A 14792-nucleotide genomic window follows, 5' to 3' on the forward strand; every position below is an offset into this window, starting at 1 on the left:
CCGCGACGACTCAATGAATCGCGGCGGCGACGATGATGCTGATGCCCAGGCTCATCGCGGCCACGACCACGCCGAGCGCCACGTTCTGCTTCTCGACGATCTCCTGCCACAGGTCGTAGGGCGTGAGCTTGTCGATGAGCAGGAAGGTGATCCAGAACATCAGCACGCCGATGAGCGCGTAAAGGATCGAGCCCAGGAAGGCCGCGGGCCTTAGCCATTCAATTCCCAACATGAGGACCTCCGGAAAAAAACGTCATTTGTGGCCTCCGCCACTGGAATAGCCGCCATAGGAGCCGCCCGAGCTGCGCGAACCGCTGGAGCTGCTGGTGCAGGTGCTCAGGATGATCAACAGGATGAGGAGCACCACGATGATCAGGATGATGGTGCCGCAGCCGAGCTTGCCGGCCGCGCTCACCGGGAGCGCGTCGCCGCGCTTGAACATGTCCTTCTTGCCATCCAGCTTGAAGGCGGCCGCCACCGCGGCGCTGTCGATCTTGCTGCCGGAGGACCAGGTCAGCTCCTTGGCCGAGCGTTCCATCGACAACAGGGCGCTGCCGCTGGCGAAGTCGCGGTTGAAGGTCTTCTGCCCGCGCTCGACCTGCCAGTAGAACTCGCCCGCGACGTAGCTGGTCTCGGCGTTGTAGGCGTACTGCTGCTGGTAGACCTTGCCGAGGTAGGTGGCGCGCGAGCCGTTCTCGGCCATGGTGGGCGCACCAGTGGTGGGCTTGACCAGGCTCCAGCCATCCTCGGCGTCGACCAGGAAGTTGAAGCCGCGCTTCTTGTTGTAGAGCAGGTACTCGTTCCAGCCGAAATGCTCGTCGTCGCCGGGCGCGACGCCCATGCGGTGCTGGAAGCCGACCACCTGCCACTGCGCGCCTTGCAGCTGGCCGGTGGTGCCGATGGGGATCAGCGGCTGCACGGGTTCGTGCTGCTCCGCGTGGCGCAGCTCGCCGCCGATGCCCTGCGTCAGGTCGATGATGCTGTTGCAGGCGCGGCAGGTGACGCTCTTGCTCTCGGCGAAGTTGACCGTGACCGGCGAGCCGCAGTTCGGGCAGTTGAAGCTGCGGCCCTTTTCCTCCTTGGCCGATTCGTCGCGCAGGCCGGTCAGCTGCAGATCCTCGAGCTGCACCGCGCGACCGAGATAGGCGCCCGGCGGCTGGGTGTCGTAGTCGAGGCTCAGCACCAGCCCCTGGTCGCTGCGCAATTCGACCGCCGCGAAGGGCCGGCCGAGCTCGGGCAACCGCGGCAGCTCGCCCTGCGCCGAAACCAGCCGCACCTGCTGGTTCGAGGCCACCGTGTAGCTCTGGCCGTTGAAAGCCGTGGTGGCGCCCACGCGCAGCTCGGCCGGATCGGGCGCCTCGCGCTGCAACTCGTAAGGCAGCGAGAAGACGAAGGCGCCGTTGTCTTCGCTCAGGACGCCGGTGCGCTCGCCGTCCAGCGCGGCGATCCATTCGGTCCAGTGGCCGCCCTCGTAGCTGTACTGCAGCCGGCCCACCAGCGTGAAGGGTTGGTCCTGGATGCGCCCGGCGGCAAACAGCTGGAGCGGGCTGAAGTCGTCGAACAGTTCCGCCATCTTGCCGGTGCGCGCGAGCGTGTCGCCCTGGCGCACGACGGTGCTCTGGCAATAGGGGCAGACGGCGTGGGTGGACTGCGCCGATCGGAATTCGACCGGCGCGCCACAGCCGGGGCAGGGCGCGCGGTAGTAGCGCTGCTGGGAAGAATCGGTGGCCACGAAAGGCGACGGCAAGGGTCCGCTCGCTGCGAGCTTGTCGAAGACGCTTCGACAGGCTCAACCGGAACGGAGAGGGCTCAGACCAGCTTCTTCAGCAGTTCCGCCTTCTTGGCGTCGAACTCTTCCTGCGTGAGGATGCCCTTGGTCTTGAGCTCGCCGAGTTTTTCGAGCGTGGTCATCACGTCGGCCGGGTTGATCACCGCCACGGCGGGTTGCTGCTGCGCTGCCGCCGCGGCGGCGGCGTTGGCCGGATTGAGTCCCTGCTGCAGGTTCTGCGCCAGCACCTGCCCCAGCGCCACGCCGGCCCCGAGGCCCATCGCGTCCCCGGCGATGCCGCTGCCCTGGCCAGAGCCTTCGGCGAACTTCGGGATCGCCTGTGCCGTCTGGTACTGCATGAACTTGCCCATGTCGTTGCCGACCATGCCCATGCCGATCTTCTGGTCGAGGATCTTCTGCAGCTCCTCGGGCAGCGAGACGTTCTGGACCGTGATGGCCTCGAGCTGGATGCCGATCTTGGCGAACTCGGGCACCAGCTGCGCCGCCAGCGCCTGCGCGAACTGGATCTGGTTGGCGGCCAGGTCGAGGAAGGGCACGCCGCTGGAGGCGATCGCATTGCTGATGTTCTGCAGGACCAGGCCGCGCAGTTGGCCGTCGAGGTCGGCCACGGTGTAGACGTCGCGCGTGCCCGAGATCTCGGTATGGAAGAGCTTGGCGTCGCCGATGCGGAAGCTGTAGTTACCGAAGGCGCGCAGGCGAACAGCGCCGAAGTCCTTGTCGCGGATCGTGATCGGCTGGGGCGTGCCCCATTTCTGGTCGACCTGCTGGCGGGTGCTGAAGAAATAGACGTCGCTCTTGAACGGGGACTCGAAGAGCTTGTCCCAGTTCTTGAGGTAAGTGAGGACCGGCAGCGTCTGCGTGGTGAGCTTGTACATGCCCGGGCCGAACACGTCGGCGACCTGGCCCTCATTGACGAAGACCGCGACCTGCGACTCACGCACCGTGAGCGAGGCGCCGTTCTGGATTTCCATTTCCGCCATCGGAAAGCGCCAGGCGAGCGTCCCGTCTCCAGTCTCGGTCCACTGGATGATGTCGATGAACTGCTTCTTGATGAAATCCATCAGCGCCATGGTCGCTCCTCGTCCGGTTTTTCTGAGCGGGCATATTGCCACAATGGGTTGGCGCTCCGGGGGTTTTTGACTGCTTGCGGCGGTTCGGCAAGACCTGCGGCCCCGTACCGCGAGGTCTACAATCGGCGCCCCTTACAAGAAGCGTTGCACGGAGCCAAGGCACATGTCCGATCTGACCTCCCCGATCCCCACGCCCGAAGACAAGCGCGCCGAACTGCGCCGGGCAGCACTCGAGTACCACGAGCTTCCTGTTCCGGGCAAGATCGCGATCGCGGCGACCAAGCAGATGATGAACCAGCGCGACCTGGCGCTGGCCTATTCGCCCGGCGTGGCAGCGCCTTGCGAGGAGATCGTCAAGGACCCGGTCAATGCCTTCAAGTACACCGCACGCGGCAACCTGGTCGCGGTGATCACCAACGGCACCGCGGTGCTGGGCCTGGGCGATATCGGGCCGCTGGCCTCCAAGCCGGTGATGGAGGGCAAGGGCGTGCTCTTCAAGAAGTTCGCGGGCGTCGACGTGTTCGACATCGAGATCGACGAGAAGGATCCCGCCAGGCTGGTGGAAGTCATCGCCGCGCTGGAGCCGACCTTCGGCGCCATCAACCTCGAGGACATCAAGGCGCCGGACTGCTTCTACGTCGAGCGCGAGCTGCGCAAGCGCATGAAGATCCCGGTCTTCCATGACGACCAGCACGGCACGGCCATCACGGTGGCCGCCGCCATGCTCAACGGGCTCAAGGTGGTCGGCAAGGACATCGGGCAGATCAAGCTGGTCACCTCCGGCGCCGGCGCTGCGGCGCTGGCCTGTCTCAACCTGCTGCTGAAGGTCGGCCTGAAACGCGAGAACGTGTTCGTGACGGACCTGGCCGGCGTGGTCTATGAAGGCCGTACCGAGCTTATGGACGACGACAAGCGCCAATACATGCAGAAGACTTCGGCGCGCTCGCTGGCCGAGGTGATCGAAGGCGCCGACGTGTTCCTCGGCCTTTCCGCCGGCGGGGTCCTCAAGCCCGCGATGGTGGCCAAGATGGCGGCAAGGCCGGTGATCTTTGCGCTGGCCAATCCGAATCCGGAAATCACGCCCGAGGATGCCAAGGCGGTGCGGGAGGACGTCGTCATGGCCACCGGCCGCACCGACTACCCGAACCAGGTCAACAACGTCCTGTGCTTCCCCTACATCTTCCGCGGCGCGCTGGACTGCGGCGCGACCACCATCACCGACGAAATGGAGGTCGCAGCCGTGCACGCGATCGCCGAACTCGCACAAGCCGAGCAGAGCGAGCGCGTGGCGGCAGCCTATGTGGGAGAGAAGCTGAGCTTCGGCCCCGACTACCTCATTCCGAAGCCCTTCGATCCCCGGCTCATGATGAAGATCGCGCCCGCGGTCGCCAGGGCGGCGGCCGAGAGTGGCGTCGCACTGCGGCCGATCGCCGATCTCGACGCCTACCGCGACAAGCTGCAGAGCTTCGTGTACGCCTCGGGCACCACCATGAAGCCCATATTCGACGCCGCCAAGCGGGCGCCGAAGAAGAGGGTGGCCTACAGCGAAGGGGAGGAAGAACGCGTGCTGCGCGCAGCGCAGATCGTGGTCGACGAAGGCATCGCCCGGCCCACGCTGATCGGCCGGCCGGCGATCATTGCCCAGCGCATCGAGAAGTTCGGCCTGCGCCTCAAGGAAGAGCTCGACTACGACGTCGTGAACACCGACTTCGACCACCGGTACCGCGACTTCTGGCAAACCTATCACCGGATGACCGAACGCAAGGGCATCACGGTGCAGGTCGCCAAGATCGAGATGCGCCGCCGCCTCACGCTGATCGGCGCCATGCTGCTGCACAAGGGCGACGTCGACGGGCTGATCTGCGGCACCTGGGGCACGACCGCGCTGCATCTGCGCTACATCGACCAAGTCATCGGCAAGCGCGCCGGCGGTTGCGCAAGCACGCCCCAGGACGTGCCGATCTATGCCTGCATGAACGGCTTGCTGCTGCCAGACAGGCAGGTGTTCCTGGTCGACACGCATGTCAACTACGACCCGACCCCCGAGGAACTGACCGAGATCACGACCATGGCGGCCGAAGAAATGATGCGCTTCGGCCTCAAGCCGAAAGCCGCACTGCTGTCGCATTCGAACTTCGGGACCAGTGAGCACCCGAGCGCGGTCAAGATGCGCCAGACGCTGGCGTTGCTGCGCGAGCAGGCGCCGTGGCTGGAAGTCGACGGAGAAATGCACGGTGACGTTGCTTTGGACGGCAAGCAGCGCGCCCAGGTCATGCCGCACAGCGCCTTGGCCGGCGACGCCAATCTGCTGGTATTCCCGAACATCGATGCGGCCAACATTTCCTACAACCTGCTCAAGACGGCAGCCGGCGGCAACATCGCAATCGGTCCGGTGCTGCTCGGGGCGGCCAAACCTGTGCACATCCTCACCGCCAGCGCCACGGTGCGCCGCATTGTCAATATGACGGCCTTGACGGTGGCGGATGCCAACGCCGAGCGTTAAGCCTTTGTGCGACAGCGGTCGCTAACTTCAGATCCACCAACGAGACCCTGGCGCCTGCTCAAAGATTGAGCAGGCGCTTGCTATTTGTGCGCCCCTAGGGCACACTTGCGGCCTTGAATTTGCGGGTTAACCCGGAGGTTGACCTGCGATTCGGCCCTCGCTCTTTTCCTTCTGGTGCCCCATGGCGGCTTACGCCTCGATCACGTTCCCGGTCTCCAAATTAGCGCTCACTGGCCTCTTGCTGATGGCCCTGGGCGCCGGAGCCCAGGCCCGCGAATGGATCGGCACCCGCGCCGATCGGTCGGCACAGGAAACGGTCGCGCTGGCCGAATTGCCGGTGCAGGGCCAGCGCACTTATGGAGCCATCTTGAACGGTGGCCCCTTCCGATATGAAAAGGACGGCTCGGTGTTCGGCAATCGCGAACGCCTCTTGCCGCGAGAGCGCCGGGGCCATTACCGAGAGTACACGGTCGAAACACCCGGCTCGCGGGATCGCGGCGCACGGCGCATCGTCTGCGGAGGCGAGCGGACGGCGCCGTCGGTGTGCTGGTACACGGCAGACCATTACGCGAGTTTCAGGCGGATCGTGCCATGAGCGATGAACTGGATTGGAGCGGCGCACCCAGGCGCCCTGAGGTAAAGATGACCACGACAACTATGGAAAGACCAGCGGAGATGACCCCCACCCTTCGGGGCGTGCGACCCAATATCGTGCAATCGATTCGTGCATTTCGCGTGAGCGATCTGCAGGAGGCGGCACACGCGGCCGGGCAGCACTTCCTCTATGCCAATCTGGGCAATGCCCAATCGAAGCAGGACGTGCTGGACCTGATCGCTCAACAGTTCACCTTTCCGCAGCATTTCGGCAAGAACTTCGATGCGCTGTACGACTGCATGACCGACCCGTTGCATAAATCGGGCCCGCAGCCCGGCTTCGTCATCGTGCTCGAGCAGATTCCGGCCAACGCCAAGTTCGACAAGGAAGCGCGCGAGCAGCTGCTCGACATCTTCCGCGACGCCGCGGACTACTGGGGCGATCGGAAGATACCGTTTCGGTGCTTCTATTCTTTTCTGTAGCCCGTTCTGCACCCACCAGCCAAGCAGAACGGGCGAACGAGGCTAACGGCACCGAATCGGTTTCGGGCATCGAACTCCAGAACAACAGCGACCCGGCGGCAGAAAAGATGCCCACCGACAAGCTGGTCGACGTGTCGCCCCTGGCGCTGCGCATGAGCAGCCCCTTCAATGCGGGCTACTGGCTCGCCGCCGCATAGTAGGCTCGCCCCGGGGCCGCGCACACATCGCGTCGTTTCGCCAGTCCCCTTGCGGGGCAGTCGGGCGCGGTGGCCCTCGCGAACAGAAAGGCCCGTCTTCGACGGGCTTTTCTATTGGTGCGGGATTGACTGTGCCAGGGCGACGTATTCGGCCACGGGCACCTCTTCGGCGCGCCGCTGAGTTTCGAACTCGCCGGCAAAGCCATGCTGCTCCAGCCATTTGCCCAGGCTGTGACGCAGCAGCTTGCGGCGCTGGCTGAAGGCGACCTGGACGATCTCGCCGAGCCGAGCCTGGTCGACCGACGGCGGCTTGGCCAAGGGCACCATGCGCACCACGGCGCTGTCCACCCGCGGCGGCGGATCGAAGCTCTCGGGCGGGACGAAAAGCACGTTTTCCATCGCATAGCGCCACTGCAGCATCACGCTCAGGCGGCCGTAGTCCGAGGTGGCCGGCTGCGCGGTCATGCGGTCGATGACTTCCTTCTGCAGCATGAAGTGCTGGTCGGCGATCAGGTGCGCGAAGTCCAGCAGGTGGAAAAGAATGGGCGTCGAGATGTTGTAGGGCAGATTGCCCACCACGCGCAGCGCCGTGGCCGGCGGCAACTCCAGGCGGGCTACCAGGGCGGCGAAATCCACCTTCAGGACGTCCGATTCAATCACGTCGAGTTGGCCGTGCGCGCGCAGTCGCTGCGCCAGGTCGCGGTCCAGCTCGATCACGGTCAGCCGGCCGAGGCGCTCGACCAGCGGCTGGGTCAGCGCCGCGAGGCCCGGCCCGATCTCGACCATCGCATCGCCGGGCCGCGGCGCGATCTCACGCACGATCGCATCGATGATGCCGGCATCGGACAGGAAATGCTGTCCGAAGCGCTTGCGCGCAATGTGCTTCACCGATGGCCGCCGCAGCGCCTTGTCATCTCGATTGCCCTGCCGCGCTTCACGCCCCCCAGCCGAGGAAGGAGCCTGGGGGTGAGCGTCATTGTTGCGGCGCCTCGCGGTACTCGACGTAGGCGCGCGTGCGCAGTTCCTGCGCCCAGGTTTCGTAGGCTTCCTCGAGCTTCTTCTCGCGCAGCACGGCACGGGCGGCTTCGCGCTGCTCGGCCTGGCTCAACTTGGCGTCGCGGCGCGCGACCACCTGGATCAGGTGCACGCCGAAACGGGACACGACCGGATCGCTGACCTGCCCAGGCGCCAGTCGATTCATCGCCTCCTCGAACTCGGGCACGAACTGCCCGGGGTGCGACCAGCCCAGGTCGCCGCCTTCCTTGGCGCTGGCGTCCTGCGAGTTGTCGCGGGCCAGTCCCGCGAAATCGGCACCCTTCTGGATGCGCTCCTTGAACTCCGCCAGCTGCGCCACAGCTTGCGCAGTGGTGCGCTTCGGATCGTTGCGCAGCAGGATGTGGCGCACGTGGGTCTGTGTGACGACCGCGTCGGCCGAGCCGGGCTGGCTCTTGGCCAGCACCTTGAGCACGTGGAAGCCTGCCCCGGAGCGAATCGGTCCGGCGATGCCGTTGACCGCAGTCGACTGCGTCGCCTCGACGAACAGGCTGGGATAGCGGTCGGCGCTGCGCATGCCCAGCACACCGCCGTTGGCACGATCGGGCGAATCGGAGAATTCCTGAGCGAGCTTGGCGAAGTCCTCGCCGGCGCGCGCGCGTTGCGCGACGCCCTGGGCGCGCTGCTGCAGTTGGGCGACCTGCGCCTCGGTGGCGTTCTCGGGCACGGCTACCAACACCTGGGCGATGTTGATGTTCGACGGCACCGCGGCATTGCCGCCGTTGCGCTGCTCGCGCAGGAACTGGTCCACCTCGACGTCGCTGATCTTCACCTTGGCCTCGATCTCGCGGTCGCGCAGGCGCGTCAGCAGGAGCTGGTCGCGCAGGTCGTTGCGGAAGGTCTGCACAGAGATGCCCTCGGACGCGATGCGGCTGCGCAGCTCGGTCAGGCTGATCTGGTTCTGCCGCGCGACGGTCTGCTCGGCCTGGTCGATGGCGAGTTCGTCGACCTTGATGCCGGCCTCCTTGGCGGCTTGCAGTTGGGTGCGCTCGGCGATCAGCCGCTCCAGCACCACGCGCGTGAGTTCCGCCCTCGGCACGCGCTGCGCCTCGGCGTTCTCCTTGAGAAGGCGCTCGACGCGCGACTGCACGTCCGTGTTGGTGATGGGTTCGGAATTGACGAGCGCCACGATGTACTCGGCCGAGCGCTGCGTTGTCGGGGCCGCCGGCGCTGGGGCGGCGCGCGGCGCGGCGGGGACGGGCGCGAGGCGCGGGCCGCCGCGCATGATGTCCGTGATGCCGACGCCGGGGCGCGAGCCCGCCTGTCCTTGCGCACCGGCCGCCGCGGCCAGCGTTGCGAGGCACGCCAGGGTGAGGATGGAGCGGATGTGATTCATGGCGAGGAGGGGCTCAGTCGTAGTTGGTGAAGCGGCTGGGGGCAGGGAAAGGTTGCCGCAGGGGCTGGTAGCGCTGGATGTTCTGGGTCAAGGTGCGCATGGGACTCGCTCCGATGGCGGCGAAGCCGACGAACTCGAGTTGGAACATGATGCGCGTATTGGCCGTGGCTTGGCCAGTGGTGAGACGTTCCAGGACCACGCGCCCGATCCAGCAGCAGCCGTCGTACTCGACGCCGAGCACGCCGTCGGTGAGCTTGCGGTCCTGCAGGCTGTAGTTGAGGCGGCCCACGGCATACCAGCGCCCGCCGCCCTGGCCGCGGCCCGGGCCGAGGTCCTTGCCCTTGTCGCCCCACAGGTCGTTGAGCGGCCACTGCCAGCTCACGTCCAGCGACTTGTTGCCGTCGTTGACAGTGGGCGTCGAGTTCGCCTGGTAGCGATAGGCCGCCGAGATATTGCGATAGGGGCCAGGGTTGTAGCGCGCGCTCAGGGCCGTGCGGGTCGACTTGTGGTCGTCGGGGTTGTACTGCACGGTGCCGTCCACGCTCCACCGCGGGGTCCAGTTGATCTGGGCGCCGAACAGCAGGTCGCTGACGCGGTCGGTGACGGCCGTGGTGCCCGGCAGCGTGACGCGCTGGTCCTTGAAGCGCAGCCGCTGCGCGACCCCGAAGCGCGCCGCCTCGGCGCCGCTCTCGGGATCGATCAGCCGCGAGGTCACGCCCACCGTGAGCGTGTTGCTGTCGGAGATGCGATCGTTGCCGGAGAAGGCGTTCTCGGTGTAGACGGTCGCAAAGTTGAAGTCGTTGGCCGCCGAGTCGTAGTTCGGCAACAGGCTCTGGTCGCGGTAGGGCGTGTAGACGTAGAAGGCGCGCGGCTCCAGCGTCTGGCGGAAGGCGCGTCCGAAGAAGCTGGCGTCGCGCTCGAAGATCATGCCGCTGTCCAGGCTGAAGGTGGGCACTGTGCGGCTGGCCGAGTTCGCGCCGTTGGACAGCGGCGCTTCGAACTGGTAGCTGGTCGTATGCAGCTGGATCTTGGGAATGACGTAGGTGCCGGGCGTGAGGAAGGGGCGGCTCAGCGCGGCCTGCGCGTACACCCGTTCACCGTTGGGCTGCCTCTGCTGCACCGGGTCGCCGCGGAAGCGCGTGTAGTCGGTGTTGAGCGAAAAGTCGAAGCCGTGCCAGTCGTACTTGTAGTAGTTCGCGGTGATCTGCGGCAGGCGGTCGTAGGGCGGAATGATCGGCGACTGGTCGTATTGCAGCGTCTGGTATTTCAGCGTGCGCACAACGCCGTTCCAGTCGCCCTTCGTCCAGTTGAGCGAGGCATCGTTCGACAGCAGGCGCGTCGTGAGCGAGGGCGTGCGCGTGAAGTCGCGCCAGTAATCGTCGTCGCTCACGCGATTGAACCTGATCGAGGCGCTCAGCGCGTCCAGCCCCAGCGGCTTGGGGTCGAAGGTCTGTGAATGATTCGTCCAGATGCCCCAGCGCTTGCGGTTGCGCAGGCTGTCGGTGGGCATGTAGTCGACCCGGATGTCGCCGCTGTAGTCCTTCTCGAGGTAACGGAACTCGCTGCCGAGGTTGATGCCGCGCTTGCCCATTATCTCGGGGTAGAAGGTCGCGTCGCGGTTGGGTGCGATGTTCCAGTAGTAGGGGACGGTGATGTCCACGCCGTTGACGCTGCTGACGCCAACGGTCGGCGGCAGGAAGCCGCTCTTGCGGTCGTTGCTGAGCGGAAAGCTCAGCGACGGGAAGGGCGGCGTCGTGATGCCCATGAAGCTCATCCGCGCGTCGGTGGCCACGCCGACGTTCTCCTCGGTGTCGGTGGTCAAGGTTGCGGCACTCAGCATCCAGGCCGGCATCCAGCCGGGGTAGTCCTCGCGCCGGCAGGTGGTGTAGGTGCCCTGGCGGGCGACCGACACGTTGCTGTCGACGAAGTCGATCCGCTCGGCGTCGCCCTCGCCGCCGGAGGCCAGGAAGCGGTAGTGCACCTTGTTGAAGAAGCCTTCGAAGGTCTCGAGCTTGAGTTCGAGCTGAGGACCCTCGTAGACATTGCCGGCCTGGTTCACGCGCACATTGCCGCTGGCCTTGGCGAGGTCCTCGGGCTGGTAGTACTCGAGCCGGTCGGCGTGGATCACCGTGTCGCCCCGGCGCAGCGAGGCATTGCCTTCGACCACGGTTTCGAGATCGGTCCGGCCGGACATGCGGTCCCCGTCGACGAAGGTCGGCAGCTCGCCGCGCTGGGTCTTCGGAATCGTCTCCAGCAATTGCGGCGTTCGCTTCAGCGTGATCGGCGCGTCCAGGCCGGCGTTCTGTGCCGACGCGCTCTGGGCTTGCAGCAGCGCCAGCGTCAACAAGGCCAGCGGCAGAGGCGGTCGGCACCGGCGCCAGTCAGCTCGGGTCAGGTCAGGCATCGGTACGGAAGGGGAATCTTCGGGGAATGGTGCGCCGGGGGACCCGGGGTTGCGGGAGTCCCCGCCGGGTGGATTTGTAGAATCGATTATCCATGACAGCTTCCCTGCCCCCGGACAGCGGCACCCCGACGCCATCCCCAACGATCAGCTGGAGCGATCCGGAACGCGCCCAGGCCTTCGCGCAATGGCTGGCCGCGGTCGGACCGCGGCACCGGCTGCTGCCGGCGACCGTGCGCCCGGCCTCGGCGGATGCGAGCTTCCGGCGCTACTTCCGCATCGATACCGAAGACGCGGCCGCCACCCGCATCGTGATGGACGCGCCCCCCGCCCAGGAGAACAGCGCCCCCTTCGTGCAGGTCGCCCGGTTGATGCGCGACGCCGGCCTGACCGTGCCGCAGGTGCTCGAGTGGGACGAACACCGGGGGTTCCTGCTGCTTGACGACCTCGGCCGCCAGACCATGCTCGAGGTGATCGACCCGGCCGATCCCGAGGCCGCGCGCCCGCTCTATGCCCAGGCGGTCGATGCCCTGATCCGCTGGCAGCTGGCGTCCAGGCCGCAGGTGCTGCCGCCCTACGATCGGGCGCTGCTTGAGCGTGAGCTGGCACTGTTCCCCGACTGGTACGTGGCGCGGCATCGAGGCCTGGCGGTGGAAGGCGCGCTGCACGACCGGCTGCAACGCAGCTTCCAGCTGATCGTCGAGAACAACCTGGCGGCGCCGCGCGTGTACGTGCATCGCGACTTCATGCCGCGCAACCTGATGATCACCGGCGGCCCGGCACTCGGCGTGCTGGACTTCCAGGACGCGGTACACGGCCCCATTACCTACGACATCGCGAGCCTGATGCGCGATGCCTTCCTGAGCTGGGAGGAGGACTTCGTGCTCGACCTCACCGTGCGCTATTGGGAGAAGGCGCGCAAGGCCGGCCTGCCGGTCGACGAGGACTTCGGCGCCTTCTACCGCGCAGTCGAATGGATGGGCCTGCAGCGCCACCTGAAGGTCGCAGGCATCTTCGCGCGGCTGACGCTGCGCGACGGCAAGCCCCGTTACCTGGCCGACACGCCGCGCTTCCTCGCGTACATCCGCGCGACCGCGGGCCGCTATCGCGAGCTGGCGCCGCTCTTGCGGGCCATCGACGAGATCGAAGGTACCCGGCCGGTCAGCGGCTTCGCGTACGGGCGGATGTGACGCCGCGCTTCCACAGCACCACGGCCCTCGCCGCGCAAGGCACGATGGCGCTCCCGCCCGGCGCCGCACGCCATGTGCAGGTGCTGCGGATGCAGCCCGGCGATGCGCTCACGCTCTTCGACGGCAGCGGCGGCGAGTACGCGGCCACCGTCGAGCGCATGGGGCGCAGCGAAGTGACGGTGCAGGTCGGCGCGCACGCGCAGATCGAGCGCGAGGCGCCGCGCGCCGTGCACCTGGCGATCGGCATGCCGGCCAACGAGCGCATGGACTGGCTGGTCGAGAAGGCGACCGAGCTCGGCGTCGCCAGCATCCAGCCGCTGATGACCGCGCACGGCGTGCTGCGCCTGGCCGGCGAGCGCGCCGACAAGAAGCGCGCGCACTGGCAGGCGATAGCCATCGCGGCCTGCGAGCAATGCGGCCGCAACCGGGTGCCGCTGGTCCACCCGGTGCGCGCGCTGGCCGGCTGGATCGAATCGCCGCCGATCGACGATGCCGAGCGCTTCGTGCTCAGCCTGGCCGACGGCGCGCGCAGCCTGCGCGACATCCGTGACGGCGTCCCGGGCGCCGGCCTGCGCGGCGCCTGTGTGCTCAGCGGCCCCGAGGGCGGGCTGAGCGCAGCCGAGGAGCGCGACGCGACCGTGCGCGGCTTCGCGCCGCTGACGCTCGGCCCTCGCGTGCTGCGTGCCGAGACCGCGGCACTGGCGGCGCTTGCGTTGTTGGCGCACCCCTGATCGGAATCCCTGCCCTCTTTCTCCACCGCCCTTCGCCACACATGCCCTCGCTCCTGCCTGCGCCATTGCGCCTTGCGCCCCTCGTGCTCGCCGTCCTGTGGACCGCGGGTCCCGTCCAGGCCCAAGGCACGGCCGTTGCGCCGACCCCCGCCCAGGTGAAGCCGGCGGTCGACCAGGCCTACACGCAGCTGCTGGCCGCGCCGGCCGTCAAGCAACTGCTCGACGCGCTGAAGGCCGATCACGAGCGCTCGGTCGAAGACCTCCGGATGCTCACCGAGATCGAGGCGCCGCCCTTCAAGGAGCACAAGCGCGCGGAGGCCTTCCTCGCACGCATGAAGGCGCTGGGGCTCAGCGATGCGCGAATCGATGCGGAGGGCAACGTGGTGGGCCTGCGCAAGGGCACGGGCAACGGCCCCAAGCTGCTGGTCTCGGCCCATCTCGACACGGTCTTTCCCGCCGGCACCGATGTCAAGGTGAAGGAGCGCGACGGCAAGCTCTACGCGCCCGGCATCTCGGACGACACGCGCGGCCTCGCGGTACTGCTGTCGTGGCTCAAGGTGCTCAACGACAGCAAGGTCCAGACCGTGGGCGACCTGCTCTTCGTCGGCAACGTGGGCGAAGAGGAATTGGGCAATCTTCGTGGGATGAAGGCGATCTTTCGCGACCATCTCGACATCGACGGCATGGTGGGCGTGGAGCCCGCACCCGAGGGCACGGTGCTGGTGCTGGGCACCGCGAGCCATCGCTACGAGGTGAGCTTCAAGGGCCCGGGCGGCCACAGCTACGCGGCCTTCGGCCAAGTGCCCAGCGCGATCCACGGCATGGGCCGAGCGATCGCCAAGATCGCCGAGATCAAGACGCCCAGTTTCCCCAAGACCACCTTCACCGTGGGCACTGTCGGTGGCGGCACCTCGGTCAACACCATCGCGCCCGATGCGCGCATGGCGGTGGACATCCGCTCCGATGAGATGGGCGCACTGCTCGAGACCGAAAAGAAGGTGCTGGCCGCGATCGACGAGGCAGTAGCGGAAGAGAACAAGCGCTGGAACGTCGGCACGCTCAGCGTCAGCAACAAGCTGATCGGCGACCGCCCGGGCGGTCGCACGCCATCGGACTCGGTCATCGTCGAAGCGGCGGTGCGCTCCAACAGCGCTTTCGGCCACAGGACCCTGCTGACGGGCGCCAGCACCGACGCCAACGTGCCGATGTCGCTCGGCATCCCGGCCATCATCATCGGCGGCGGCGGCAGGACCGGCGGCTTCCATGCGCTGTCCGAGTGGATCGACGTGACAGACGGCTGGAAAGGCGCGCAGAATGCCCTCGCGACCGTGCTCGGCCTAGTCGGCGTGCAGGGCGTGAGCGAGCCGCTCCTGAACAAGCGTCCGCCGCGGTCGAAACCGTAGTCGGCGCTTTCCCTCTCACTCACTCGTTCATTCACTCAGGAG

12 protein-coding genes are annotated in these 14792 nt (G+C 66.9%); 6 read left to right on the forward strand and 6 right to left on the reverse strand.

Going from position 1 to position 14792, the window contains the following annotated elements:
• Positions 1-10 precede the first annotated feature (10 nt).
• The 3 genes from E5P3_RS30750 to E5P3_RS30760 all read right to left on the reverse strand — a co-directional run bounded on the left by E5P3_RS30750 (position 11) and on the right by E5P3_RS30760 (position 2859).
• The gene (locus E5P3_RS30750; RefSeq protein ID WP_068681111.1) at positions 11-232 is read right to left on the reverse strand and encodes a DUF350 domain-containing protein; all 222 of its coding nucleotides are present in this window, start codon (positions 230-232) and stop codon (positions 11-13) included.
• Positions 233-253: 21 nt separating this feature from the next.
• On the reverse strand, positions 254-1732 hold the full coding sequence (locus E5P3_RS30755) for a DUF4178 domain-containing protein (RefSeq protein ID WP_162589953.1): 1479 nt from the start codon (positions 1730-1732) through the stop codon (positions 254-256).
• A gap of 77 nt (positions 1733-1809) precedes the next feature.
• Positions 1810-2859 carry an SPFH domain-containing protein gene (locus E5P3_RS30760; RefSeq protein ID WP_162589422.1) on the reverse strand — a complete coding sequence of 350 codons (1050 nt, stop codon included), beginning with the start codon at positions 2857-2859 and terminating at the stop codon, positions 1810-1812.
• A 163-nt stretch (positions 2860-3022) separates the two neighbouring features.
• Here E5P3_RS30760 and E5P3_RS30765 point away from each other — a divergent pair, with 163 nt between their 5' ends.
• The 3 genes from E5P3_RS30765 to E5P3_RS30775 all read left to right on the forward strand — a co-directional run bounded on the left by E5P3_RS30765 (position 3023) and on the right by E5P3_RS30775 (position 6439).
• Positions 3023-5362 (forward strand): NADP-dependent malic enzyme, encoded by a 2340-nt coding sequence (locus E5P3_RS30765; protein ID WP_162589423.1) that lies wholly within the window; start codon positions 3023-3025, stop codon positions 5360-5362.
• Positions 5363-5543: 181 nt separating this feature from the next.
• The gene (locus E5P3_RS30770; protein ID WP_162589424.1) at positions 5544-5957 is read left to right on the forward strand and encodes a ribonuclease domain-containing protein; all 414 of its coding nucleotides are present in this window, start codon (positions 5544-5546) and stop codon (positions 5955-5957) included.
• 47 nt (positions 5958-6004) lie between these two features.
• Positions 6005-6439, forward strand: coding sequence for a barstar family protein (locus E5P3_RS30775; RefSeq protein WP_162577690.1), 435 nt, complete (start codon positions 6005-6007; stop codon positions 6437-6439).
• A gap of 308 nt (positions 6440-6747) precedes the next feature.
• Here E5P3_RS30775 and rsmA read toward each other — a convergent pair whose 3' ends face one another.
• From rsmA to E5P3_RS30795, 3 genes are all read right to left on the reverse strand, one after another.
• On the reverse strand, positions 6748-7524 hold the full coding sequence (rsmA, locus tag E5P3_RS30785; RefSeq protein WP_162589425.1) for a 16S rRNA (adenine(1518)-N(6)/adenine(1519)-N(6))-dimethyltransferase RsmA: 777 nt from the start codon (positions 7522-7524) through the stop codon (positions 6748-6750).
• Between the two features lie 85 nt (positions 7525-7609).
• Complete coding sequence (locus tag E5P3_RS30790) at positions 7610-9025, reverse strand: peptidylprolyl isomerase (protein WP_162589426.1); 1416 nt, start codon at positions 9023-9025, stop codon at positions 7610-7612.
• A 13-nt stretch (positions 9026-9038) separates the two neighbouring features.
• Complete coding sequence (locus E5P3_RS30795; RefSeq protein ID WP_162589427.1) at positions 9039-11429, reverse strand: LPS-assembly protein LptD; 2391 nt, start codon at positions 11427-11429, stop codon at positions 9039-9041.
• A gap of 92 nt (positions 11430-11521) precedes the next feature.
• On the opposite strand from E5P3_RS30795, the gene E5P3_RS30800 reads away from it, so the two are divergent.
• The 3 genes from E5P3_RS30800 to E5P3_RS30810 are packed head-to-tail and all read left to right on the forward strand — an operon-like array spanning position 11522 to position 14750.
• The gene (locus tag E5P3_RS30800) at positions 11522-12616 is read left to right on the forward strand and encodes an aminoglycoside phosphotransferase family protein (RefSeq protein WP_162589428.1); all 1095 of its coding nucleotides are present in this window, start codon (positions 11522-11524) and stop codon (positions 12614-12616) included.
• Entirely contained in the window at positions 12613-13347 is a 735-nt protein-coding gene (locus tag E5P3_RS30805) for a 16S rRNA (uracil(1498)-N(3))-methyltransferase (protein ID WP_269474000.1), read from the forward strand. The genes E5P3_RS30800 and E5P3_RS30805 overlap by 4 nt, the downstream gene beginning before the upstream one ends.
• Positions 13348-13388: 41 nt before the next feature.
• Positions 13389-14750 (forward strand): M20/M25/M40 family metallo-hydrolase, encoded by a 1362-nt coding sequence (locus E5P3_RS30810; RefSeq protein WP_162589429.1) that lies wholly within the window; start codon positions 13389-13391, stop codon positions 14748-14750.
• Positions 14751-14792: the final 42 nt, after the last annotated feature.

The sequence above is a fragment of the Variovorax sp. RA8 genome, assembly GCF_901827175.1.
Lineage (GTDB): Bacteria > Pseudomonadota > Gammaproteobacteria > Burkholderiales > Burkholderiaceae_C > Variovorax.